Raw genomic sequence first — 23,520 nt, 5'->3', positions numbered from 1 at the left:
TTCCTTATATGCTATAAATGTGCTTTTAACCTTCATCTTGCAAAATCATTGCTCTGTACCAGCAAACTTTTTCCTTTTATAAAAGATAATAAACCGCTGTTAGAAGTTATTTGATTACTGATTGCGGGATAAATACGCAAAAGGGTATCGTCATCTAAAGGATATAAGAAGCCTTTTAAGGTAATACCATGGAGTTTAGGCGTAATAGGCAATAAAGAACAATATTTATATTCACCTTTTTTTATCTCTATGGTAAGTGGTCCCCTCAGTAATTGGATCAAATTGGTTTCATTAACAATAAAACCTTTGACATTTTTATGTTCTAACCATTCAAGAAGCATAATATTAGCCAAAACATGATCATAGCGCGATCCACCTAAAGCACCGAAAAGCCAAATTTCTTGAGCTCGATATACATCGATGGCTAATTGACAAGCAGCTTGTGTATCTGTCAAATCTTTTGAAGTATCCAATTTTTTAAAGAATGGTCGTATATTTTGTTTTGGGTTGTTTAAAAAAATATTCAGCGTAGCTGGATCAACCGTATCAAAATCCCCTATAACAGCATCAGGCATAATATTAGCATCGCTTAAAATTTGCAAACCACCATCAACACCGATAACAGTTGTTGCTTGCGACAGATATTTGTGTAAATTATGCCAAGAACAACTGCCCCCTGTTACAATAAAAACCCTTTTCAATGCGGTCTTAAAGATAAAATAGCTTTACGACGATCAGCTTGGGAAAAAATAGCTGATCCTGCTACTAAAACATTAGCACCTGCTTCGATAACAAGTTGAGATGTCTCATTGTCGATACCCCCATCGACAATGAGCGGTAAATTTGGTCCGACTAAAGCACGTAATTGTGTGATTTTCTCCAGTACAAAAGGAAGAAAAGCTTGTCCACCAAAACCTGGATTCACCGTCATAAGCAAAACAGCATCCAACATCGGAAGCAAGGGTTCAATCAAATGAATAGGAGATGCTGGATTCAGTGCAATTGAAGCTTGTTTACCTTTTTGTTGGATATATTGGACAAGTTTATGCAAATGCGGCGATGTCTCCTGGTGAATCGTAATTCGATCAGCACCTGCTTCAATATATTCCAAAAGTAAAGCATCGGGATTTTGTACCATAAGATGCACGTCAAAAAACAAGTTCGTAGTTTTACGTAAAGCTTTAATAATGGGTGGACCAAATGTTAAATTAGGCACAAAATGCCCATCCATAACATCTAAATGCAAGCCATCTGCAAAACTTTCAATATCTTTTATTTCTTGTTCAAGACAAGCGAAATTGGCGGCTAACAAAGAAGGTAAAATCTTACACAAAATTATCAATGCCCCCTATGTCTTTTAGTGCATGACCTACATTCTTTTAAAATAAATAAATAACTATGATAACGACTGGAAACGATAATCCCTTTCTCCAAAGCCTTTTTCACAGAACAATCAGGTTCATTTTCATGCAAACAGGCCCGAAAATAGCATGGTGGTAATTCTTGAAATTCAGGAAAACAAAAAGATAATTTATAAGGTTCTTTAAGAGGTAATGATAAACGACTAAATCCCGGTGTATCCGCTAATTGACCGCCTTTAGGTAAAGGAAATAACTGAACAACCCGCGTTGTATGACGACCACGAGATGTCTTAAAACTTACAATATCTGTTTTAATTTTTTCTTGGGGTAATAACTGATTCATCCATGTCGATTTACCAACACCTGATTCTCCTACCATAACAGATGTTTTATCTTTTAATTTATGTTCCAATATATCAAGATTGGCTATCTTACCATAGCTAGAGATAAAAACCGAGTATCCAATATCGGTATATATCTTAGCAATACTATGTTTAAAATCAATAGTTACTAAATCATCTTTAGTTAAAACCAAAATAGCTTCTGTAGAAACGAGCTTTGCTTGTACAAGCAAACGATCAATGGTTAACAGACGCAAAGAAGGCGCGTCTAGAGAAACAACGAGTATCGCTTGATCAACATTAGCAATCGGCGGCCTGATTAAAGCATTACGACGCTCTAAGAGAGACAAAATACGTCCTTCTAACCCTTTAGAGGTTTCCCAAGACTCATATATAACATAGTCTCCAACTAAAGGGTGAACTTTTTTGCCTTCAAACCGAAAAAAACCACGTGCTTGACAGTTTATATAACGCCCTGTTTTATCCTTAACGATATAAAAATTACTAATCGCCTTTACAATTTGCCCTTCCAAATATTCCTCCATTTAAATAGTTTGATTTTAAATCTTTTAATTTTCTTCTGTAGATGAAAAATCGCATTCTGGCCTATCTTTAACATAAATCCATAATTTTAACGGTTCACCCATAGTATGTTGTCGAGGTGATTGAGCAATGATTTTACCGCGCTGTAAATTGCTATTCGATAAATTACAATATATTTTGTGGGGATGTAAACCTAAAGCATCAATACGGGATTCGAATTGACCTACATATTGACCTGAATAGGAAATCATTCCCGACGTACTGCTATTATCCCTACTAAATGATGAAGCAATGAATAAACGAATCGGCTGATTAGGTAAAAGGGGCTTATTTGCAGCTGGGTATTGCTTAAGAAGCGTACCTTCCTCAACACCCGGTCTATACATGGTCGTTAATACAGGATCAAGCAAGCCATATGAACGAGCAAACTGACGCGCCTGCTCTTCATTTTGAAATTCGGGCACAATAATTTGACCAGCATCATTTCTGTTATTCAAATTTCCATCTTTAATTTGTTCACCTATTTGATCAATTTTATTATCCTTAGAAGATTTTATCCATCCTAATAGTGTCATAACACCCCACATACTCAAAACAATAATTAAAATTATTGTGAAAATAACAAACAATGCCCGTTGCCAGAAAGGAGCTTTTTGGGTGCCTTCTTTTAACCATGCTGTATTTTTTTGTAAAAAAGTAGCTTCTGCAGCACGTTCTTGCCTCTTGAACACCTTCTTTTTAAAAGGTATATCCGAAGAAGCTTTTTTAGTCGCATCCAACTGATTTTCCATTATTTGTTTTGATGGCTGATGCTCAAGTTCACAATATTGCCAATGAATCTCTTGCTGGCGATCAATAGGTACCGCCTTAAGTAAAGCTGTTTTAAAATCAAAGGCTGACGCAAGGCGCAATTTAGAATCCTTTTCTAAAGAACTTAGTAACACAGATACTAATGATTCCGGTATATCCTTATTAGAATCGCGTGGATCAGGAACAGGTTCTTGTAAATGCTTTAAAGCAATGCTAATCGCAGCATCACCCGTAAAAGGTAGCTTGCCCGTCAACATCTCATATAACACAATACCCAAAGAATATAGATCTGATTTATGATCAATAGATCCTCCACGCGCTTGTTCGGGTGAAAAATAATGCACAGAACCCATCACTGCACCTGTTTGGGTAATAGTAGATGAACTTACAGCGCGAGCAATTCCAAAATCAGTCACTTTAACTCTACCAAGACTACCTAAAAGAATATTATGGGGCTTAATATCACGATGTACAATTTGATTCTCGTGTGCATTGCGTAATCCATCGCATATCTGTACTGCAATAGCAACTGTCTCTTCTATAGGCAAAGGTGCCCTGGATCTAACATATTGCTTCAAGGTGGGACCTTCGATTAACTCCATCACAATATAATGTGTATTTTTGTCACAGCCTACATCATAAACATTCACAATATTAGCATGCGACAAACTAGCAGCAGATTGGGCTTCACGGCTGAATCGGCTTACAAATTCGGCATCGTTGCTCAGTGACTCATTCAAAACTTTAATAGCAACATATCTCTGAAGCATCGCATCCCGAGCTTTGTATACCGCAGCCATGCCCCCGCCGCCAACACGGGTGATGATCTCGTAACGTCCTCCCAGCTTCTTACCTATCATCTGCATGGCCACCTCTCGTTCCCCCTTCGCATCCCTTTTATGATGAAGAAGATGTTCCTGTATGTCGCAAAAGGATTAAGGAAACGTTATCTGTGCCACCGGCATTTAAAGCACGTTGTAAAAGGGAATCAGCTTTTTCCTCTAACTGCATCGTACGAGAAGCGAGCAATAGACCAATCTCCCTATCTTCCACCATTGTGGTAAGACCATCAGTACAAAGAAGCAGAACGTCTCCCTCCTGCCAAGGAGTATTAATAATATCAACCTTTACATCTTCTTTTTTCGTACCTACAGCATGCAAAATCCAATGGCGTTGCGGATGACTCTTAGCTTCCTCTTCTGTGATTTGACCATGTTGCTTCAAAATTTCTACATAGGTATGATCAACTGTCAAACGATACAAACGTCCCTCGTGTAACAAATAAGACCTACTATCTCCTACATGCGCCAAAACAATCTCACGTTCATCTACAATAGCAGTTAAAACTGTAGTACCCATATCACGTAAATTAGGATCTGTTTGCGCTAAATCATAAATCGTTTGATTAGCAGCTTGCACGGCTTTAAAAAGCAAATTACGCTTCTCATCAGTCGTTACACGTAAAGTGGTCGAAATAAGCATCTCTTGTATTTTTTCCACCGCATACCTACTAGCTAATTCGCCCGCTTTGTGCCCACCCATACCATCGGCAACGATAGCTAAGGTTATGCCACATTTAGCACGCGTTAAACCTGTTCGATCCTCATTATGACTCCTTACATGCCCAATGTCAGTTCGCTGTACCATCTCCATCAATATTACCCCTTTCCCAAGCCAGCTACTTGCCAAGAAGTGGGCAAAATTTAAAAATTGCATAAATCAATCGAATATAAAAAGTTTATATGCTAATTTAGATAATTCAAGACTAGTACTGATGTTTAAACTATGAAAAAACTTAACCAAAACAAAAATAAGCTAGATAATAATAAAAGTAATTATAACATTGATTTAAACACAATGGCCCAAAAATAAAAATATCAAAAAATACAATAAAAAATTTTGCCAAAAATAAAATCAGTACTAACAAACCTCGATCATTACAATAAAAAAGCAAATAAAGGAAAATTAAAAGGTAATTATAACAAAACTAAAATGGATAAAAAAGAGCTTGATCAAATGATGTATATCAATTGTAACAATTTTGATCAAACAAACCAATATATACTTCTCAGGAATCCAAAATCCTTATAAAGGGCCTGTGTTTAAACTTAGTGGATTTTTGCAATAAGCATAATCAATTTGAAGAAAAATAAATATTTTATATAAATGCAAAATATTTATTTTTGCATTTATATTTCAGAAATGAATGAAAAATAAAAAAATATATTTAAAACAAATACTTGGCATGCATTTTCAAATGTACTAATGAGAGGATTATAACATGAATCCAGATAAGATTAATAAAAACTATAACAAAAATAACCAAAGACCTCCTTGTTGTGGTGAACGAAAAAACCAACGTAATAATCAAGTTAGAAATCATATTATCCATTCATTATATCAATCGAAAAATGGCGAAAACCGTAATACACTATCTTTTTCAGCTAAGTTAGACCATGAAAAACTTATACCGACCAATGATATTCCTTTCGCTTCTTATCATCACTTATGCGCCAATCACACTAACAGCAACTACACAGAAGGTCAGAAAAATGTTAAATCAGCTATTGATGAAATAAATAATTATCGTTCCCAAGAAGGTCTCCATAAGTTAAGTGTGTATCAATTATTAAACGATTTAGCTAGTTGTCGCGCTAATTTACTATCTAAAGAAACTGAACTAAACTACCATTGGATGATAAAATTATCAGATGGTCAGATTATTAAACGACACACGTTTAATATGTTAACCGATATCCAATTAAATTTTGAAAATGCCACAGAAATATCAGCAATAGGTTATGAAAAAGCCGAAAAAATCTGGCAAGATATTTTAAAAGACGCAAAACACAAACAAGAAATTCTCACAACTCATTATACGCATACAGGTGCAGGTATTTCTTATAATCAAACTACATCAACGTTTTCTTTCTCAATCCTATTGTTACAATTCTAATTCATTTATTTTGTAATTCATTTATTTTGTAATTAATTTCTTTTTATGTTAATTTTTATGTGTTTTGAGTAAATTATTTTAAATAACTCAAAATAATTACAATAGAAAAAGCGACCGAAAATCGCTCTTTCATTTTTTTCTGTTAAAAATAGAAAAAATATTATCAGGTATATGTAAATAAAAAGATATATGAGGAAATTGCTTCTTTAATTTCTTCTCTAATAACGGCAAAACCAAATTTTCCACGTAGTGACCAGGATCAATGAGTGGAAAAGCAGCTTCACGCGCCAACATCGCCGTATGATAATCAATATCTCCTGTAATATATACATCCGCACCCATACGCCATGCTTTTTGCCAAAACCTACCTCCAGAACCACCAAGAATCGCTACTTTACGTATTTGGTGTTTTTCATCACCTACATACCGAACATGATCTATTTTATAATGCTGGCAAACATGTTGGACAAGATCAGCTAACGTACACGATTGCGATAATTGACCAATAATGCCTAACCCTTGGTATAAATTATGATTTTGCAGTTTATATAAATCATAAGCAACCTCTTCATAAGGATGATTAGCAACCATAGCAGTATAAACATTATGCCATTTATGAAAAGGTACAATTGTTTCTAAACGCTCTTCCGTAACAAATGTACTTTCACCCGGCTCACCAATAGCAGGATGTGCTTCTGCACACGCCGTGAAAGAACCTTCTCCTTGGATACTAAAGGAGCAATTACGATAATTACCTATACTACCTGCACCAGCCGCAAAAATAGCCGCACGAACTTTGGCTAGGGATTCTTTAGGAACATAAACAATCAATTTATAAAATAAAACTTGTTCATCAAAACAAAGCGTCTTTTGCTCAATAAGCTTTAATTTGGCAGCTAAAACGCCATTTACACCCCATGGTACAATATCTAAATTAGTATGCAAAACAAAAATATTAAGATTATGCGCAAGCGCTTGCGCGATTAAACGTTCCATAGGCAACTTCTTATTAAGGTTTTTCAATGGCCGATATAAAGGAGCATGATGTAGAAGCAACCAATTCGCACCTTTATCCTTAGCTAAATCAATAACTTCTTGTGTTAAATCTAAAGCTAAGCAAATCCCAAGAACAGGTTCATCTGAATCACCTATTTGCAAACCTATTGGATCATCTGGTATAGCATAGCTACGAGGTACTAAATTATCTAAAAAATATATTAATTCTTTACCTTTTAACATCTCGTAACACTCCTTGTAAATTTAAACCTTTTAAATTTCAAAATATATAAGGTTGATAATAAAAATAAGATACTAATTTTTTTTGATTTAGCTTAAGAAAAAAATTTATCCTTTAAAGATAAAAGTTTAGACCGAAAGTTCAAACAACTCAGCCTCACAGGATGAGCAGGTTTCTCAGTTAAAGCTAATAAAATACGCTGATTTAGTTCCCAAATTATTTGCCAACGGTTACGCAACAACGGATGTTTTTGTTTCAATAATAAGGGCCCAAACATAAATAATAAATCTTGGTCTAAGTCTACTAATGATAAATCATGGTAAGGATTAGGACAACAAGATGAACTAGCTACCATGATCTCATAAAGATACCCCTTATCTAATAATAGCTCTTCAGCTACCAAAGACCAATGATTTACGTATAGCCATTTACGCAATTTATAACCACCGACATTTGGTTGTAAAATAATTTTTTTTATGGTTGTTAATCTCGATAAATCAGCAGCCAAAATATCAACCATTAACTTTCCACCCACACCAGCAATGACAATCGTATTTACGTTATCTTCTTTACATAACCTTTGTAGACCAAAACCTTGACGAAGATCAATGCGAAATGATTTGGATTGTTGATCAATATTTATTTGCGCATTACGCAATGGCTCTTCATTAATATCAATACCAATGCAAGACATATCATATTTATCAACAAGATATAGCAATAATTTAGCATGATCACAACCAATATCTGCCACAAGATCCTTTTCATCAATAAAAGAAGCTATACAACCTAAACGCTCTGACAAGTATTTCAAAATTATCTGCTCCCAAATCTCTAGCTTTATAAACAACCATTATAGACCAAAGAAAAAAATTGTATAAACTTTAAGGTTAAAAATAAATAATTATCTAATAATTAGCACTAGATTATTTTTTATATATAAATTGCCCTCACATCCATATAAATATCATTTAATAACCCAATATAATGAACTAAAATAGATGATCATGGATATTTTTATGTTTAAATTACATCATTAATAATCGGCTATATTGATATTTTAAATTAAGTTCATCATAAATGATAATTAATAAGACATGATAATTAAAAAGAAATACCTCGCGGCCCATTGAAATGTTTTAATGATTATAAAAAATATACCAAAAAAAGTATAAAAAAACTATTCCGTAACTTATAAATCAAATATAAAAATATTTCTAATCAAAACTTTTTATAATTAAAATATCAAAATTTACTCATAAATAAATCGAAAGCAAATAACATTATTCTAATAAAAAATTCTATTGTTTTTTGAGGGATAAAATAAATATAATTTTATTAAAACCCAAAAATAACAAGAACATCAAAATGAAAAATATATTTATTATGATAAAACTAGTAATATTTTTATATTGATTCATACATAATATTCAAACCGCCTACATCATATAATATAATCATGCCTGTATTATATGGTGTTTTTAAGATTTAGGCACAAGATAAAAGTAAGATCTCAGTTTTAAAATACTTAAACAAAAATATATATTATTTTTTGTAATTTATATATAAATTAGCTATTAAAAGCAATATATATAATATAAATGTCATTATTATTTAAAACAAAGTTGATATCAATCCACAAGAAACATAAAATATAAATAAATTATATTTATTAACAATTGATGCTGTCATTAAAAAATCTTTTTGATAAGCATCTTTTAAGATAAACTTCTGTTATGATAAATATCATGTTGAATAACAAATTCCAAAATTAGTGTTTAAGGAAGGTGATATTAATGAAAATAAAACCCTGCGAACAAACAAAGTTTGAGAATTATAATTTGATGATCAGTTGTATTGTACCTAGACCTATAGCTTGGGTATCTTCACATAATAAAGATGGTTTAGTAAATATAGCACCTTTTAGTTATTTCAATGCCATCGGATCAAACCCACCTTTACTCACTTTCAGCTGTGGTCGTAAACGTGATGGTACAATGAAAGATACCGCAGCTAATATTGTCAGCCAAAAAGAATTTGTTGTCCATATCGTAGATACAAAGCATGCGGAATTAATGAATAATACAGCTATTCCTTTACCTCCAGATAAAAGTGAAGCAACAGCTTTTGCTATTAAATTAGCTAAAAGTTCTTTCATAAAGGTACCACGTATCTCGTCAGCTAAAATCCAAATGGAATGCAAATTGCAAAATCATATGGAATTAGCCGGGATGAAAGATGAAATACAAGCCGATTTATTTATCGGGGAAGTAGTAAATTTTCACATTGATGATGACATATATACTAACGGTAAAATAGATATCAAAAAATTAGATCCTGTTGGACGTTTATCTGGAAATGATTATGTGAATAAAGGTAATATTTTTTCTTTAGAGCAATCTTCTTGTGAACCATTAGAAAATAATTCTAAAAATAGCTAGAGATTAATCAACACAAGTAATTTAAATAACTTGTGTTGATTAATTAATCTTTCATAAGCTTATCCCAAAATAACGTTGTAAAGAAAGTTTAAGAATCTAATCGCATGCACTTAAAAAGCAGGCTAATAGCTGTTAGCAAATTCAATTAAGTGCTGCACATGCAAAAAAAGCAAAAAAATGTAAATTATTAATTAAAATAATAAAATGTTATTATATTTCCAAAGTTTAAAATATATTATATCTTAAGAGTTTACAAAAAAATAGACATTCCTATATCACCTGTGTAGAATGTAAGTGTTAAAACAAAACACAACAGGCGAATAGATAATGTCTATTAATTGTAGGTTAACAAATAAAGCTCATTTGGTCAAATTTTTTCGTAAATTGGGGTTAATATCCCAATTTACTTCATCTGTTTTTAATCATATTTTGCAAATTATTGACGGTATGTTGTCACAAAACTTTAACGGAACTTTGTCAGATATTCATAAAAAAAGCTTTTATAATAGGTGCCTACAAACGATAAGCCATATGATGACTAATTCAAAATGGGATGAAAAAATACTTAGGACTTGTCCAAGAATGCTAATATATCCGATTAGTGCAGATTATTGGTAGTTATTGTCAATTTTAAAATTTTATTAAAAAAGCTTAAACTAAACAATAAAGCTGCCTTTTATATATTTTTTAAGATATATAAATCATAATGTTTTAATTATTTGAATATTGATAATTATATATCGAAATGCATACATTTTATTAATATTTTTAAGTTCATGCTAAAAAATAAGTTTATATAAAATATTTTTATCTCTTTCTAATATTTTTGAATTTAATATTGTAATATATACAAAAATAGCAGCATTTGATGAAGGTAAATTCATGTCTGCTGTCGTTGTAGATAAAATCATCTTTGAAAAAATAGTTAATAGAGTTAGAAAAATAGATTTAAAGACCAAAGAAAGGGTGGAAGGCAAAATATCCTCGACCATGAAAATTAAGTATACTTATTTTTTCATAATTTTTTTCTGGGGCTTACGAATAGAATGATTGCACAAATTTTTGATATTAGTAAAAGCACGGTTAATAACATCATAAAAAAGATACAAAGTATCGCAAATAAAGTATTATCCAAAAGATATCCTGCAAATCAGAGCCCATATTTTTCATCGCTCATATTTGGTTTGTTTATATTCGATTGTACTGAAGTGCGCATATAAAGACCAAAAAAAGATAATAAAAAATATGAATCTGGAAGAAAAAAGTATCCAACAATGAAGTCTGTCCTTGCAATTTGTGATGAAACAGCTTCTATTGGCTACACAAATTTCGCACCTGGTAGTGTACATGATTTTAAGTTTTTTAAAGATTCGTACATTCCATGGTTATATGAATATGCCACTTGAATCGCTGATTTAGTCTTTCAGGGCTTACAAAAGCTATTTCTATACGTGATTTTACCATATAAAAGAATTAAGTTAAAGAATTTGACTCAGGAACAAAAGGAGTATAATCAAAAAATTTCTCGTAAAAGATCATTGGTAGAAAGAGTTATAGGTTGGTTAAAAATATTTAAGATTATTTCTAATAGATATCGTAATAATCCTAAAAAATTTCCAGAAAAATTTAATTTAATATGCGCAATGTTTAATGCTCACCTAGCTTTAGGGAAATTCCAAGAAGTTAAAGAAGATAAAAAAGCAAGCTAGATAGTAAAATTAAAAATTCTGACAATTTACATATTTATTAGTTAGGTGCTTTTCATAGAATTTCATTTTTTATAACTGAAAAAATGACAAATTAAACCTATTAATAAAATATCTAAAACAAAAATCTTCTTTCCTTTATATTTTAACACTATTTATGGAATTTAAACACAAAAATAGCTTTTATCATAGCTTTTAGTGACTTTGATTAGACCTTTAAACTCCCTTCGCATTGATTTTTGGACAAGTCCATTATTTCAAAATATGATGAAAAAAGTTTTTTATTAAAATAACCAATAAATAAAAGGTTGTTTTTTCCTAATATATAATTTTAATTTGTATTCATATTGCTATTTTTAATTCTGGTGTTATTAATCTAACCAGCTATGACAAAATTTATATATCCCATTTATAAATTATATTTTTTTTAATCTTTACTCTTGTATTAATTAGCCTAATTTTTCTTATTAAAGAAATAAGATTATTAAAATATTAAATCTTGATCCTTAAAAATTTGTTCATATTTAATTATTTGTTGTATTTATAAGAAATATGAGTACTTTGGTTACTTCAAGATCACCAAAATATTTCAAAATTTTGACTAATATATTTAATTATGAGTTTAACAATTTATATTTTTCCCTTTGATAGAAACTTGTTTATTATCCATAGTGTGTACCTTTATTTTATTAGGTATTTATTCTTATCGTACACCTAAGCAATGTATTGAACGGTTAAGATTGAATTCACATATTTCTTTTAGGATTTTTGATTTTGCATTGGATAAACGATGTATTTGGCCTATAGTTTATCTTCCTATAATATCTGTTTTGAAAAAAGTCTAATCAAAAATGATGCAAAGCTGGTTTTTTTAAACCAAAAATTAATACTGGTATCCTCGTAATAAAAAAATCATATGTAATTATCATTACAATAAACAAATACGAATTTGGACCTAAGAGGATAAATGGCAATTTATTTATCCAATTAATTATATTAAAATCTGAACTATATATAAAAGGCACGATAATCCCATAGAAAAGAAATACAGAAGATAATGTTTTATTTACGAAAGAATGATTAGATTTAACTTTATCACCACACCAATAATTTTCATATAATTTCTGAGATTTAATAATTAAACACCATATAAATATACCTATGAACATTGCCAAAGATGGCCGAGAAGCTAAAAATAATAACAAAAAAGTGCTAAATAAAACACATAAACTTAAAATATAAAAAAAGAAAAAGCGGAATTTTGTTATTCTTTTATTATCATAAGCATATGCATAGCAATTCTGAAAATAAATAAAAAGACTTTCCCAGTATTCTTTAGAAACTAATATTGCGCCTGATCTTGACATTATATAATTTTTAATATTCGTATTTTTATCTTTTTCTGCTATAAAATCGCTTCTTGTTTTTTTATTGTAATAACCAAAAAATAAAAATATTGCACAAATTATAACTATATTTGTTAACAAAATATTAAATTTAGATGCATCACTATCTAAAGATCCAAGATCCAGTTTTATAAATGACATATAATTAAGAATCATAGGTAAAATAATAAAAAAAATACAAGTTGTATAGTAAAAATATCTTAAAAATAGCATTATATTTTTAAGATGCATGTTAAATCCGCGCATAATATAAATTCTCCTTATATATAAAATATTAAGTAATTATTTAGCATCTATATATAATATATAGATGCTAAATAACAATGGTCTAAATAAGATATTTTGATCAAATATAACTAATTATCATTAAAGATATGTTATTTGCCCGAAAATACTAATATAGCCGATTAGTACAGTTTATTTAGTTTCATTGCTATTTTTAAAATTTTATATAAAAAATTGAAATTAAAATAAATATGCGCTTTTATGATATGTTTTTATTTAATTGGATCATATATATCATTCGGTTAACTTAGACAGAATTTTATTGATTATAAACGCTGAAATGATAAATTAAATTAAGGACTTGTCCAGAAAAGTTAAATAGCTAATTAGTCGTGGGATAATTTAAAACCCCAAATAGACGTTATTATATATAAGCTTTTAGTGTTTTCCATTAGGTTTTGCAACTCGCTTTTACATAGGTTTTTGGACAAGCTCTCCGTAGCAAAATTTCCGCATCCAAAATCTTAGTTTTTTATATTTTAATATTTCGATGTAATTCAAAATCAAAAAGATTAATTATAATATCTTTTAGGATATTCAATTATATTCCTAAACTCTCTTCACATTATTTTTCAGGCAAATCCATTAAAAGTTAATGTAAATCAACATAATGATAATTTTAAACTTTATAAAAAAAAATTATCATAAATCTTAATTTTGTTTATTTTATACATTTTTATTTCTATAATAGCTGGTTATAATCGTCATTAAAAGATCTAATCAGAACTTAAAAAATCAACAAAAACGAGAACATACATCTTCTGTAGCATAATCACATACAAGAAACCCAAATAAAGCACATAAAGCTTCGCAGGCAGTGAAACCAGGTGGATTACCAAGGAAATTTCTACAAGCTTTCAGGAAACATGTAAAAGGATTTGAAGAAGCTACTGAGCAAATCATATTAACAACACGTGGACAAGAATCACATGCCGATCTTTGGTGGCGGGTCTTATTGTCCGAGGAATCATTAATTAAAACAGATTCTGATGTATGTCCATCGGAAAAATATAATTTTTTGTCCGCACCTTCACCGACTTGTGCGATAGATGTAAAAGTACCATCCGAAAATTGTCCTCTAGAATGTATAACTTGTCCGACTTTTTCCTGTGTAATCTTATTATATAAACCACGGACCATATAACCATGACTCATATCAGATCCAAATTTTTGTATTAGCTTTTGTTTTACTTCTTCAGGTAAATTTTTATTGTTCCAATTAATTCTAAAACCACTTGTATCATCTATATTGCGTTTTATTTCCAAACCATTTTGAGCCAAATTATATTCTAGATATTTTAAATTATCAGAATCTTTATCTATATTTTTGGCTATCCTCGACTTAGACAAATGCTTTATTTGAAAACCTTCCATAAGATTATCAAATGAACACGCAGTGGGTAGACTAACTTCTTGATTTGATTTTATATTGAAATATTTAACCTTATCTATAGAAATGTTATCCATATTTATAGCTTGTCCGAAACTATTAAATACAGGTGAAATAAACATAGACATCTAGCTTACTATTATCAAAATTTTATGACTGATATATTTTGAAAACAAAATATCACACTCCCCCAATTATATTTATGCGAATTATTACATAAAATAATTATATTAAATTTTGTGCTTATTTCATAATTGATGTTAATATAATAACTCTTTAAAGATTGTATATTAATAAATAAATGTATAATTTTAATTTTTTAATTCATGTAAAAACCACGGCTGTTGATTCATAAAAATCTTACGCTGATAATATCATAAAATATATTTCAATACAATTAAAATTTTGATAGAAAAATACAAAAATAGACATTCTCTGTGCTCCTGTGTAAAATAGAAATCGTAAACTCTGCTATATATGGCTTTAAAAAAACAAATTTATTACTGTGCTTGCCAAAAAAAATAGGCCATAATTTTTAATTTCCAAAAATTAACTTAAAAATTTTATTATAATCTAAGTTTGAACATTATTTGTTTATACAAAAGAGAGTTTTTATTTTTAGAGTAATTTAGCAGCCTTATGTTTAATTACTCTAAAAAGAGAATTCATATATTTGTATTGTTATAATAAATTTAATCATATTTATGAATGGTCAAAAAACCAACCTAGCTTTTTTAGGCTTTTACCGTATTTATCCTTTTTAATTGCATTTGCAGATTTAGGTACCTCTTTAAATTGATAACAGTAGGATCTTCATGCTGCTCTTAATTATTTTTTTGGCACGTGATCAAATAAGCTTCACAGATATATGCATAGGAATATCTAAATATGATATTATCCCTTTCAATTATTAAATTAATATATAAATCATATCTTATACTTGATCAGCTTCTTTTTTAGCCTGATATTTACGTAGTAATCCCTTTAGAAGATTAAAATTACCTGTATGTATAAAATACATTGCTACAAACATTTGTAAAATTAAGTATCGATCTAAAGCTTTTTCGGATCAGACTTGGTATCATTGCGAAGAAAGATAATTTTTATATTTTCTAAAATAGGTTTCATTTTCCCATCTGTTCAAATAATAATTTAGAATTTATTCATTACTTAGCTCCATATCTTTGCAAATAAAATCTTTTGCTCTAGATATATCTTTAAATTCCTTGACGCAAATAAGGTCACTGGAATTATCGATAAAATTAAGCTTCCCCTCATACTTATACACATGATACTTTTGTTTTTTAACGGTGAGCTTGTCCAAAAACCTATGTAACAGCGAGTTGCAAAACCTAATGGAAAACACTAAAAGCTTATAATAACGGCTATTTTGGGTTTTGAATTACCTCATGACTAATTAGCTATTTAACTTTTCTAGACAAGTCCATTAGATAAAAAACAAGTTTATGGTCATGCTGTTGTTCAAGCGATGCTGCGTAATGGTGATTCGATATATCCATTCGCTACAGAAAGATATGTCCCTGAGAAAAAAGAAAATAATAAACTTAATATAGCAGGTAATATGATTAAACGATTACCTGAATTAGGTCAAAAAATATATTTTTTGATTGATTCTTGGTATGCTTTAAAATCAATGTTTGACACAAATGCTCAAAAAGGTTGTTATGTTATTGCTGGTTTAAAAACCAATCGCATTTTTTATCCACAAGGAATTAAGCAATCTCTAACTAAATTTGCTGCATATATCCAAAAGTCAGATACTGATGTTGTGACCATCAAAAATGGCCATTATATGGTATATCGTTATGAGGGAAAGCTTATTAATAACATTGATAATGCTGTTGTTCTTCTTTCTCTAGAAGATGTTAAAGGTTTTGATCCTGCTAAAATGAGAGCTTTTATTAGCACAGATATAACGTTGAGTAATGAAAAGATACTAAATTATTATGAAAAAAGATGGTCAATTGAAACTTATTTTAGAACAGTAAAAATTAATCTATATCTCGATAGATATCAAGTTAGATCAACAATGTCCTTGGATCGTTACTTTTCTTTGATATTGTTTGTTTCAATGTTATGTGTATATATAGGCTAAGGAAATCTGTTTAAAGTAAATCTGTTTAATGTTATAAATATATATATAACAGAAAAGAAAAGAAACGCTGTTTTATTAAATATATATATGAACAAGCTCAAGAAGGTGTTTCTCTTAGCCAAATTCAAAAACAACTAAGAGTTGCATAGGAAAACTGCGCCCAAAATGAATTTACAATTTTTTACTGCATTTTCCAGCATATACAGTCGTTTTTTAAAATTGTTTCTATTAATTCTTCTGACTTATATTAAAAAATTATGTTTTTTTATAAAAATATGGTTTGCTAGATATGATATTGCGACCCATATCAATTTTACTTTCTTAATTTATAAAAATGGTTAACTACCCAAAGCTAGCTTAATCCATAAGTGCGAAATTTATATTTAATGATAGCATTCTTATATACAATTTTTACCTATATTATAATGACGGGAACCATCTTCTAGTATAGCATGTTGAGATAATGATAACGCTCTTGTATGAATACATATATTATGATTATTTTTTTATATAATTCTAAAAAACACATCTAAGAAAAAAGCTAGCTTTCATTTTTATCATGGTAATTTAATTTTAAAAATAGTTTATTTTTTAAAATTAAATTACATAAAAATATTATCTAAGAAAAATTAGAAATACTTAAAATCTAATGCTTTACTATACTTGTCCATAAATATTAATATAGCAAATTAATAATAACGCAATTTAAAAATAAAAATAGCCATTATCATATCTTTTAGTGTATCCGATTAAGTTCTTAAACGCCCTGTAGATTAAGTTTTCGGACAATCTAATAATTGCTCTTAACGAGCTTTTTATTTTTTTTAGATATCTCTTCTACACCGTCATTCTTTATATTTTTATCTTTTTTATATTGCCTATATTTATCATCTGTTTTTTTAATTTCTATTTGACGAGCTGATGTTTTACGCGCTTCTGTTTTACGTGATTCTATTTTATTTGCTTCTATTTTATTTGCTTCTGTTTTACGTGCTTCTGTTTTACGTGCTTCTGCTTTACGTACTTCTGCTTTACGTACTTCTGTTTTACGTGCTTCTATTTTACGTGATTCTGTTTTACGCGCTGATATTTTATTTGCTGCTGTTTTACGTGCTTCTATTTTATGCGCTTCTGTTTTACGCGCTGATATTTTATTTGCTGCTGTTTTACGTGCTTCTATTTTACGTGATTCTGTTTTACACGCTGATATTTTATTTGCTGCTGTTTTACGTGCTTCTGTTTTACGTGATTCTGTTTTACGCGCTGATATTTTATTTGCTGCTGTTTTACGTGCTTCTATTTTAAGTGATTCTGTTTTACGCGCTGATATTTTATTTGCTGCTGTTTTACGTGCTTCTGTTTTACGCGCTGATATTTTATTTGCTGCTGTTTTACGTGCTTCTATTTTAAGTGATTCTGTTTTACGCGCTGATATTTTATTTGCTGCTGTTTTACGTGCTTCTGTTTTACGCGCTGATATTTTATTTGCTGCTGTTTTACGTGCTTCTATTTTACGTGCTTCTATTTTACGTGCTTCTATTTTACGTGCTTCTGTTTTACGCGCTGATATTTTATTTGCTGCTGTTTTACGTGCTTCTGTTTTACGTGATTCTATTTTACGCTCTTCTGCTTTACGCTCTTCTGCTTTACGCTCTTCTGCTTTACGCTCTTCTGCTTTACGCTCTTCTGCTTTACGCTCTTCTGCTTTACGCTCTTCTGCTTTACGCTCTTCTGCTTTACGCTCTTCTGCTTTACGCTCTTCTGCTTTACGTGCTTCTGCTTTACGTGCTTCTGCTTTACGCTCTTCTGCTTTACGTGCTTCTGCTTTACGTGCTTCTGTTTCTGTTAAAAGAACGTATGATTTATGAACTAAATTAGTAATTCCACTGTTTCTATCTTTGATATCGCGAAAAAAAATCCTAGCAGAACGATTCATATTAAGATAATCGGTATTGACAATAATTTCTCGCTTCTGGCAATCGATAGAAGTCATATGACAATTATCATCATGCCATAATTGATAACCTAGGTTTTGTGTAAGTAAACGATATGCCCCACATGAAAAAAGATATTTAATATGAACTTTTATATTGTCCTTTTCTAAAACATCTGTATATCCCACGGCATTCTTCCTTCCTTTTTTATTATAATTATTTTAAATTATAATAAAATAATATAATTAAATCAATTGGTATTAAATACTAAGTTTTTTTATATAAAAAAATAAGGACTCCTGCTAAGGAATCCTTATTGATCAACCTATGGTACCTGTTCGACAGCAACAATTCCAGGTATTTCAGCTTCCAAAATACCCCTTTCAATACCCGATTTTAAGGTAACTGTTGAACTAGGGCAAGAACGACAAGCTCCTGCCAATCTAACCTTAACAATACCATCAACAATACCTACCAATTCAACATCTCCGCCATCACTTTGAATGTAAGGGCGCAATCTATTTAAAACTTCCTCAACGCGCTTAGTTTGATCCTCATGATTCGTATTACAACAGCTATTTTTACTGCAATCCATCATAGTTTAACACTCCTTTAACAATAGTTTGGAAGAGCTTTAAACAAAAACACTTTGTTAATTTATGTTAAAATAACCTTCCTCATGATCGCATCTTAATATTTAATTAAAAAGGCAATAAGGAATAAAATTCATTGTATCACAAGAAACCAATTTAAAACATATTTTTGTAAAAAATCCCTCTATTGCTATCTCAGATGATTTACCATGCAAATGACCATATATGCAAGTATGAACGTTATATTCCTGCAATAGTTGGACAAAATCAGATGTCTGAATATCTTTAGTTATTGGAGGAAAATGCATCATAACAATTATAGGTAAACTAGGAAAAGTTTTTTTGGCATTTTGTAAAGCCATCTTTAAACGACTAACTTGCCGAGTATAAATATGTCGATCTGTGGATTCATCAAATAAAGGGTCCCCAGGTAACTTCCACCCACGAACAGCAACGACAATTTTGTTTTCGATAACAGTAGAATCAGCTTCTAACCATATCATTTGCGTTGGTAGAATAGAACGTATTTTTTTTTTGCTTTTGTAGTAATAGCAGTGATTACCAGGCGACAAAATCTTGCATCCAGGAAGTTGTGCTAACCAGGCTAAATCATAGTATACCTCGTCCAGTTTTTTAGCCCAACTAATATCTCCGGGAATCAGAATCGTATCTTCTGGCTTAATCTTAGATAACCAATGATCACGTATTTTGCGCTCATGATTATGCCATCCAAATATATCCATGGGTTTAAAACGATCTAAGGTTTCATCCCAATCGTATATAGAAACAAAACGACGAAACGAAAGATGGAGATCACTTATGGCATAAATACTCACTTATCCGTTATAACTCCTTGATAAACTATTATGAACAACCAGTAGTTGCACCACAATCAAGACAAACATGGCATGAACCATTCCTGCTCATAATGCCTCCGCATTCAATACATAGAGGTGCTCCATTACTACCTGAGCGTTTGGGTACATCCGCAATCGGTAAAGATAAGTGATCATGTTCTGTTTCAACTTGCTTATTTGTTTGTTTGAGACGATTAACCCGTAAGGATGAAAGTGCAGGTTTAACATGCACAAAATCCATCCGTTCAAGATACTCCATACCAAGTAATCTGAAAATATAGTCGATCACTGATGTAGCCATCTTAATATTAGGATGATTAACATTTCCTGCAGGTTCAAATCTCGTAAAAGTCATGGAATTAACATATTTTTTAAGCGGAACACCATATTGCAGACCTAAAGATACAGCAACAGCAAAGGCATCTAGCATCCCACGCATAGTGCTACCAGCTTTATGCATATCGATAAAAATTTCGCCTAAAGTACCATCTTCATATTCGCCTGTACGAACAAAGATTTTTTGTCCAGAAATCAGTGCTTCTTGTGTGAATCCATCTCTTTTAGGTCTTAATTTTAAACGTTCACTACGTCCATTAGACATTGTAGTATTTTCTGGAGCTAATTCTTCATCATTTGCCGAACTCAACGGTTGTGATTGTTTACAACCATCGCGATAAAGAGCTACAGCTTTAAGGCCTAAATGCCAACTTTGTTCATAAATATCTAGAATATCTTTAACCAGCGCATTCCTGGGTAAATTGACCGTTTTGGAGATAGCACCACTTATAAAAGGTTGTGCTGCTGACATGATTTTAATATGCGCTGTAGATGCTAAAAAACGCTTGCTATTTTGTGTGGGTGGTTGTGCTGTATCAAAAATAGGATAATGCTCTGGATCCATATGGGGTGCACCCTCAACTGTACCATGACCACAAATAAAGTGATTAGCAACTGTAATTTCTTGTTCTTTAAATCCTAAAGCTATTAAGACATTCAAAGAAGGATCTTTTTTAACTTGATCAGTCAATTTTAAACTATGTAAACATTGTGCCGAAAAAGCCTGGCAATAAAAAAGATCTTTTAAAGAAAAAGCAGTTGGCAAACGCTCTTCTAAAACTTTAATATCTTTTTCTGTAAAACCTTTTTGCATTAAGGTTTGTGTATTAATATATGGTGAATTTTGGAAAGAAAAAGTCCCTAAAATATGTTTTTCGATTGTATCACAAGCTTCGTCATGATAGCCAAGATTTCTTAAAGACGTACCTATGGAACGGTTAATAATTTTAAAATAACCACCACCGATTAACTTTTTCCACTTAATCAAGGCAAAATCAGGTTCAATACCAGTTGTATCACAATCCATCAACAAACCAATCGTACCTGTAGGGGCTAAAACAGTTACTTGTGCATTACGGTAACCATATTTTTTACCCCAAGTTAAAGCATCGTCAAAACTTCTCTTAGCTTCCTTCAAAAGATATGACGGACACAAATCTTGGTCGATACCTTGTGGGATAATCGTTAATCCTTCATATTCATCTTTATCCTTACAATACGCTGCGCGACGATGATTTCTAATTACGCGAAGCATCTCTTCACGGTTAAGTTTGAACGCAGAAAAAGGCTGAAGATGTTTGGCCAACTCAGCTGATGTTTGATAAGCAGTACCTGTCATAATCGCTGTAATAGCACCTGTTATAGCACGTGCTTTTGAACTGTCGTATGCTAAACCAAAACGCATTAAAAGACTACCTAGGTTCGCATAACCTAACCCAAGTGAACGAAAATCATATGAATTTTGCGCGATCTCACGTGATGGATACTGAGCCATAGCAACAGATATTTCAAGAACAATAGTCCAGATCCGACAAGCATGTTTAAAGGCAGTAATGTCAATTTTCTTACCTGATCCATCTATAAAAGCGACAAGGTTAAGTGAAGCTAAATTGCAAGCGGTATCATCAAGAAACATATATTCCGAACATGGATTAGAAGCATTAATACGATTATGCTTCGCACCTAATTTTCCATCTGAACCAGCAGGTGTCGTATGCCATTCATTAATTGTAGTATCATACTGTAAACCAGGATCACCACATAAAAAAGCAGCTTCACCGATCTTATCCCATAACTGAGCAGCAGGTATTTCTTTCGCCACGTTACTATCTGTACGGTACTTTAAAGTCCATTGTTCATCGGCAGCCAATTTATAAAAAAAGTCATTAGGTATACGAATGGAATTGTTGGAATTTTGTCCAGAGACAGTCTCATATGCCTCACCATCGATTGAACTGCTATATCCATTGGCGATTAAAGCAGCTGCTTTTTTCTCCTCCTTGGCCTTCCAATCAATAAAATCTTCAATATCGGGGTGATCTAAATCTAAACAAACCATTTTAGCAGCTCGTCTAGTGGTACCACCAGATTTAATCGCACCTGCCGAACAATCACCTATTTTTAAAAAAGAAAGTAAACCAGATGACGTACCACCGCCTGATAAAGGTTCTCCTTTACCTCTGATACATGAAAAATTCGTACCTGTACCGCTACCATATTTGAACAAACGAGCTTCACGCGTTAAGAGGTCCATAATACCATTTAGACCAACTAGATCATCGTTAATCGATTGGATAAAACATGCATGAGGTTGCGGGAATTCATAAGCATTCGTCGATTGCTGTAATTTGGCATTTTCTGGATCAACATACCAATGACCTTGGGGTTGTCCCTTAATACCATACTCTGTATATAATCCGGTATTAAACCACTGAGGTGAATTAGGCGCTGCCATTTGATGCAAAAGCATATAAATTAATTCATCTCGAAAAGCAGAAATATCTTCCTCGGATGAAAAATAACCATATTTTTGCCCAAAAAAACACCAACAATTTACTAGGCGTTTTATAACATCCTTAACACTACGTTCAGGTCCTAAAATAGATGGATCATCACTCTGAGGAACCCCAGCTTTACGAAGATATTTTGAAATAAGAATATCTGAAGCTACTTGGGACCAATGAGTAGGAACTTCGATATCTTTCATCACAAAAGCCGATGAACCATCAGGATTATTCAAATAACAGTCACGTCTTTCATAAGTTACCGTTGACCAAGGATCTAAATGATTTTTAGTAAAATGACGTTTAATATGCATACCCATTTAGCAGAAAACTCCCCTATACATTTATCATAATCGCATTGCCCAAAACATACCTCCTAGGAAACTACTAATTATCTACAAAAGAAAAAATAACAGCAAAAAGTGTCACGGTTCAACAATTATATCCCATCAATTCTAGGAATACCATAAAAAAAAGAAGCTTAGCTAAAATGATAATTTATAATAGATGTCAAAAAGATGTCAAAAAAAATACTATAAATATCAAAAAAATGATAATTAATTTGATATTTATAGTAAAGATAAAAAAATTTTATTTATAAAAAATTAAATAAAAAAATAGAATATATAAATAATATTTATCAAAAATATAATTAATATAGAAAAAATAACTAGTATAAAAAATAAATTTAATATAAACAATAA

The 23,520-nt window shown here is 31.1% G+C and carries 22 protein-coding genes; 8 read left to right on the top strand and 14 right to left on the bottom strand.

Going from position 1 to position 23,520, the window contains the following annotated elements; translation table 11 throughout:
- Positions 1 to 32: 32 nt before the first annotated feature.
- The 5 genes from VS182_RS04340 to VS182_RS04320 are packed head-to-tail and all read right to left on the bottom strand — an operon-like array spanning position 33 to position 4,708.
- Entirely contained in the window at positions 33 to 701 is a 669-nt protein-coding gene (locus VS182_RS04340) for a thiamine diphosphokinase (RefSeq protein WP_479483961.1), read from the bottom strand.
- Positions 698 to 1,333, bottom strand: a complete 636-nt coding sequence (gene rpe / locus VS182_RS04335; RefSeq protein WP_479483960.1) for a ribulose-phosphate 3-epimerase — start codon at positions 1,331 to 1,333, stop codon at positions 698 to 700. The genes VS182_RS04340 and rpe overlap by 4 nt, the downstream gene beginning before the upstream one ends.
- A gap of 5 nt (positions 1,334 to 1,338) precedes the next feature.
- Positions 1,339 to 2,235 carry a ribosome small subunit-dependent GTPase A gene (rsgA, locus tag VS182_RS04330; protein ID WP_479483959.1) on the bottom strand — a complete coding sequence of 299 codons (897 nt, stop codon included), beginning with the start codon at positions 2,233 to 2,235 and terminating at the stop codon, positions 1,339 to 1,341.
- Between the two features lie 36 nt (positions 2,236 to 2,271).
- A complete protein-coding gene (gene pknB, locus VS182_RS04325) occupies positions 2,272 to 3,921 on the bottom strand; it encodes a Stk1 family PASTA domain-containing Ser/Thr kinase (protein ID WP_479485149.1) in 1,650 nt (549 codons plus the stop codon).
- A 31-nt stretch (positions 3,922 to 3,952) separates the two neighbouring features.
- Positions 3,953 to 4,708: a Stp1/IreP family PP2C-type Ser/Thr phosphatase gene (locus VS182_RS04320; RefSeq protein ID WP_479483958.1), complete on the bottom strand. Its 756-nt coding sequence runs from the start codon at positions 4,706 to 4,708 to the stop codon at positions 3,953 to 3,955.
- Positions 4,709 to 5,336: 628 nt separating this feature from the next.
- Here VS182_RS04320 and VS182_RS04315 point away from each other — a divergent pair.
- Positions 5,337 to 6,011, top strand: coding sequence for a CAP domain-containing protein (locus tag VS182_RS04315; RefSeq protein WP_479483957.1), 675 nt, complete (start codon positions 5,337 to 5,339; stop codon positions 6,009 to 6,011).
- A gap of 129 nt (positions 6,012 to 6,140) precedes the next feature.
- Here VS182_RS04315 and VS182_RS04310 read toward each other — a convergent pair whose 3' ends face one another.
- A complete protein-coding gene (locus tag VS182_RS04310; protein WP_479492344.1) occupies positions 6,141 to 7,250 on the bottom strand; it encodes a Nif3-like dinuclear metal center hexameric protein in 1,110 nt (369 codons plus the stop codon).
- A 92-nt stretch (positions 7,251 to 7,342) separates the two neighbouring features.
- A complete protein-coding gene (locus tag VS182_RS04305) occupies positions 7,343 to 8,062 on the bottom strand; it encodes a tRNA (adenine(22)-N(1))-methyltransferase (RefSeq protein WP_479483955.1) in 720 nt (239 codons plus the stop codon).
- A 982-nt stretch (positions 8,063 to 9,044) separates the two neighbouring features.
- On the opposite strand from VS182_RS04305, the gene VS182_RS04300 reads away from it, so the two are divergent.
- The 6 genes from VS182_RS04300 to VS182_RS04275 all read left to right on the top strand — a co-directional run bounded on the left by VS182_RS04300 (position 9,045) and on the right by VS182_RS04275 (position 11,398).
- Entirely contained in the window at positions 9,045 to 9,689 is a 645-nt protein-coding gene (locus VS182_RS04300) for a flavin reductase family protein (RefSeq protein ID WP_479483954.1), read from the top strand.
- Positions 9,690 to 10,016: 327 nt separating this feature from the next.
- A complete protein-coding gene (locus VS182_RS04295; RefSeq protein WP_479492343.1) occupies positions 10,017 to 10,307 on the top strand; it encodes a hypothetical protein in 291 nt (96 codons plus the stop codon).
- A 264-nt stretch (positions 10,308 to 10,571) separates the two neighbouring features.
- Positions 10,572 to 10,739, top strand: a complete 168-nt coding sequence (locus VS182_RS04290) for a hypothetical protein (protein ID WP_479492342.1) — start codon at positions 10,572 to 10,574, stop codon at positions 10,737 to 10,739.
- Positions 10,736 to 10,909 (top strand): helix-turn-helix domain-containing protein, encoded by a 174-nt coding sequence (locus tag VS182_RS04285; RefSeq protein ID WP_479492341.1) that lies wholly within the window; start codon positions 10,736 to 10,738, stop codon positions 10,907 to 10,909. Before VS182_RS04290 ends, VS182_RS04285 begins: the two co-directional genes overlap by 4 nt.
- Positions 10,910 to 10,963: 54 nt before the next feature.
- Complete coding sequence (locus VS182_RS04280) at positions 10,964 to 11,095, top strand: hypothetical protein (protein WP_479483952.1); 132 nt, start codon at positions 10,964 to 10,966, stop codon at positions 11,093 to 11,095.
- A gap of 45 nt (positions 11,096 to 11,140) precedes the next feature.
- Complete coding sequence (locus tag VS182_RS04275; RefSeq protein WP_479492340.1) at positions 11,141 to 11,398, top strand: transposase family protein; 258 nt, start codon at positions 11,141 to 11,143, stop codon at positions 11,396 to 11,398.
- An 842-nt stretch (positions 11,399 to 12,240) separates the two neighbouring features.
- Here VS182_RS04275 and VS182_RS04270 read toward each other — a convergent pair.
- The 3 genes from VS182_RS04270 to VS182_RS04260 form a co-directional block, all read right to left on the bottom strand.
- Positions 12,241 to 12,600 carry a hypothetical protein gene (locus tag VS182_RS04270; protein ID WP_479483951.1) on the bottom strand — a complete coding sequence of 120 codons (360 nt, stop codon included), beginning with the start codon at positions 12,598 to 12,600 and terminating at the stop codon, positions 12,241 to 12,243.
- A gap of 1,221 nt (positions 12,601 to 13,821) precedes the next feature.
- Positions 13,822 to 14,604 carry a hypothetical protein gene (locus tag VS182_RS04265; RefSeq protein ID WP_479492339.1) on the bottom strand — a complete coding sequence of 261 codons (783 nt, stop codon included), beginning with the start codon at positions 14,602 to 14,604 and terminating at the stop codon, positions 13,822 to 13,824.
- A gap of 1,031 nt (positions 14,605 to 15,635) precedes the next feature.
- Entirely contained in the window at positions 15,636 to 15,800 is a 165-nt protein-coding gene (locus VS182_RS04260; protein ID WP_479488948.1) for a hypothetical protein, read from the bottom strand.
- 165 nt (positions 15,801 to 15,965) lie between these two features.
- On the opposite strand from VS182_RS04260, the gene VS182_RS04255 reads away from it, so the two are divergent.
- Positions 15,966 to 16,592: a transposase gene (locus VS182_RS04255; RefSeq protein WP_479492338.1), complete on the top strand. Its 627-nt coding sequence runs from the start codon at positions 15,966 to 15,968 to the stop codon at positions 16,590 to 16,592.
- 790 nt (positions 16,593 to 17,382) lie between these two features.
- Here the strand turns inward: VS182_RS04255 and VS182_RS04250 are convergent.
- The 4 genes from VS182_RS04250 to VS182_RS04235 all read right to left on the bottom strand — a co-directional run bounded on the left by VS182_RS04250 (position 17,383) and on the right by VS182_RS04235 (position 23,136).
- On the bottom strand, positions 17,383 to 18,714 hold the full coding sequence (locus VS182_RS04250; RefSeq protein ID WP_479492337.1) for a histone H1-like repetitive region-containing protein: 1,332 nt from the start codon (positions 18,712 to 18,714) through the stop codon (positions 17,383 to 17,385).
- Between the two features lie 137 nt (positions 18,715 to 18,851).
- Positions 18,852 to 19,121, bottom strand: coding sequence for a NifU family protein (locus VS182_RS04245; RefSeq protein WP_479483947.1), 270 nt, complete (start codon positions 19,119 to 19,121; stop codon positions 18,852 to 18,854).
- A 102-nt stretch (positions 19,122 to 19,223) separates the two neighbouring features.
- Positions 19,224 to 19,955: a metallophosphoesterase gene (locus VS182_RS04240; protein ID WP_479483946.1), complete on the bottom strand. Its 732-nt coding sequence runs from the start codon at positions 19,953 to 19,955 to the stop codon at positions 19,224 to 19,226.
- Positions 19,956 to 19,983: 28 nt separating this feature from the next.
- Positions 19,984 to 23,136: an adenosylcobalamin-dependent ribonucleoside-diphosphate reductase gene (locus tag VS182_RS04235; protein WP_479483945.1), complete on the bottom strand. Its 3,153-nt coding sequence runs from the start codon at positions 23,134 to 23,136 to the stop codon at positions 19,984 to 19,986.
- Positions 23,137 to 23,520: the final 384 nt, after the last annotated feature.

The organism is Pasteuria ramosa (genome assembly GCF_056496785.1).
Note: the sequence above shows the minus strand (reverse complement) of the source record. Positions and strands in the feature narration are given on the sequence as shown.

Excerpts from the sequence above, each read along its gene's own strand:
- pknB (WP_479485149.1), bottom strand. The coding sequence starts at position 3,921 with ATGCAGATGATAGGTAAGAAGCTGGGAGGACGTTACGAGATCATCACC.
- VS182_RS04320 (WP_479483958.1), bottom strand. The coding sequence starts at position 4,708 with ATGGAGATGGTACAGCGAACTGACATTGGGCATGTAAGGAGTCATAAT.
- VS182_RS04315 (WP_479483957.1), top strand. The coding sequence starts at position 5,337 with ATGAATCCAGATAAGATTAATAAAAACTATAACAAAAATAACCAAAGA.
- VS182_RS04310 (WP_479492344.1), bottom strand. The coding sequence starts at position 7,250 with ATGTTAAAAGGTAAAGAATTAATATATTTTTTAGATAATTTAGTACCT.
- VS182_RS04300 (WP_479483954.1), top strand. The coding sequence starts at position 9,045 with ATGAAAATAAAACCCTGCGAACAAACAAAGTTTGAGAATTATAATTTG.
- VS182_RS04295 (WP_479492343.1), top strand. The coding sequence starts at position 10,017 with ATGTCTATTAATTGTAGGTTAACAAATAAAGCTCATTTGGTCAAATTT.
- VS182_RS04290 (WP_479492342.1), top strand. The coding sequence starts at position 10,572 with ATGTCTGCTGTCGTTGTAGATAAAATCATCTTTGAAAAAATAGTTAAT.
- VS182_RS04285 (WP_479492341.1), top strand. The coding sequence starts at position 10,736 with ATGATTGCACAAATTTTTGATATTAGTAAAAGCACGGTTAATAACATC.
- VS182_RS04280 (WP_479483952.1), top strand. The coding sequence starts at position 10,964 with ATGAAGTCTGTCCTTGCAATTTGTGATGAAACAGCTTCTATTGGCTAC.
- VS182_RS04265 (WP_479492339.1), bottom strand. The coding sequence starts at position 14,604 with ATGTCTATGTTTATTTCACCTGTATTTAATAGTTTCGGACAAGCTATA.
- VS182_RS04255 (WP_479492338.1), top strand. The coding sequence starts at position 15,966 with ATGCTGCGTAATGGTGATTCGATATATCCATTCGCTACAGAAAGATAT.
- VS182_RS04245 (WP_479483947.1), bottom strand. The coding sequence starts at position 19,121 with ATGGATTGCAGTAAAAATAGCTGTTGTAATACGAATCATGAGGATCAA.
- VS182_RS04235 (WP_479483945.1), bottom strand. The coding sequence starts at position 23,136 with ATGGGTATGCATATTAAACGTCATTTTACTAAAAATCATTTAGATCCT.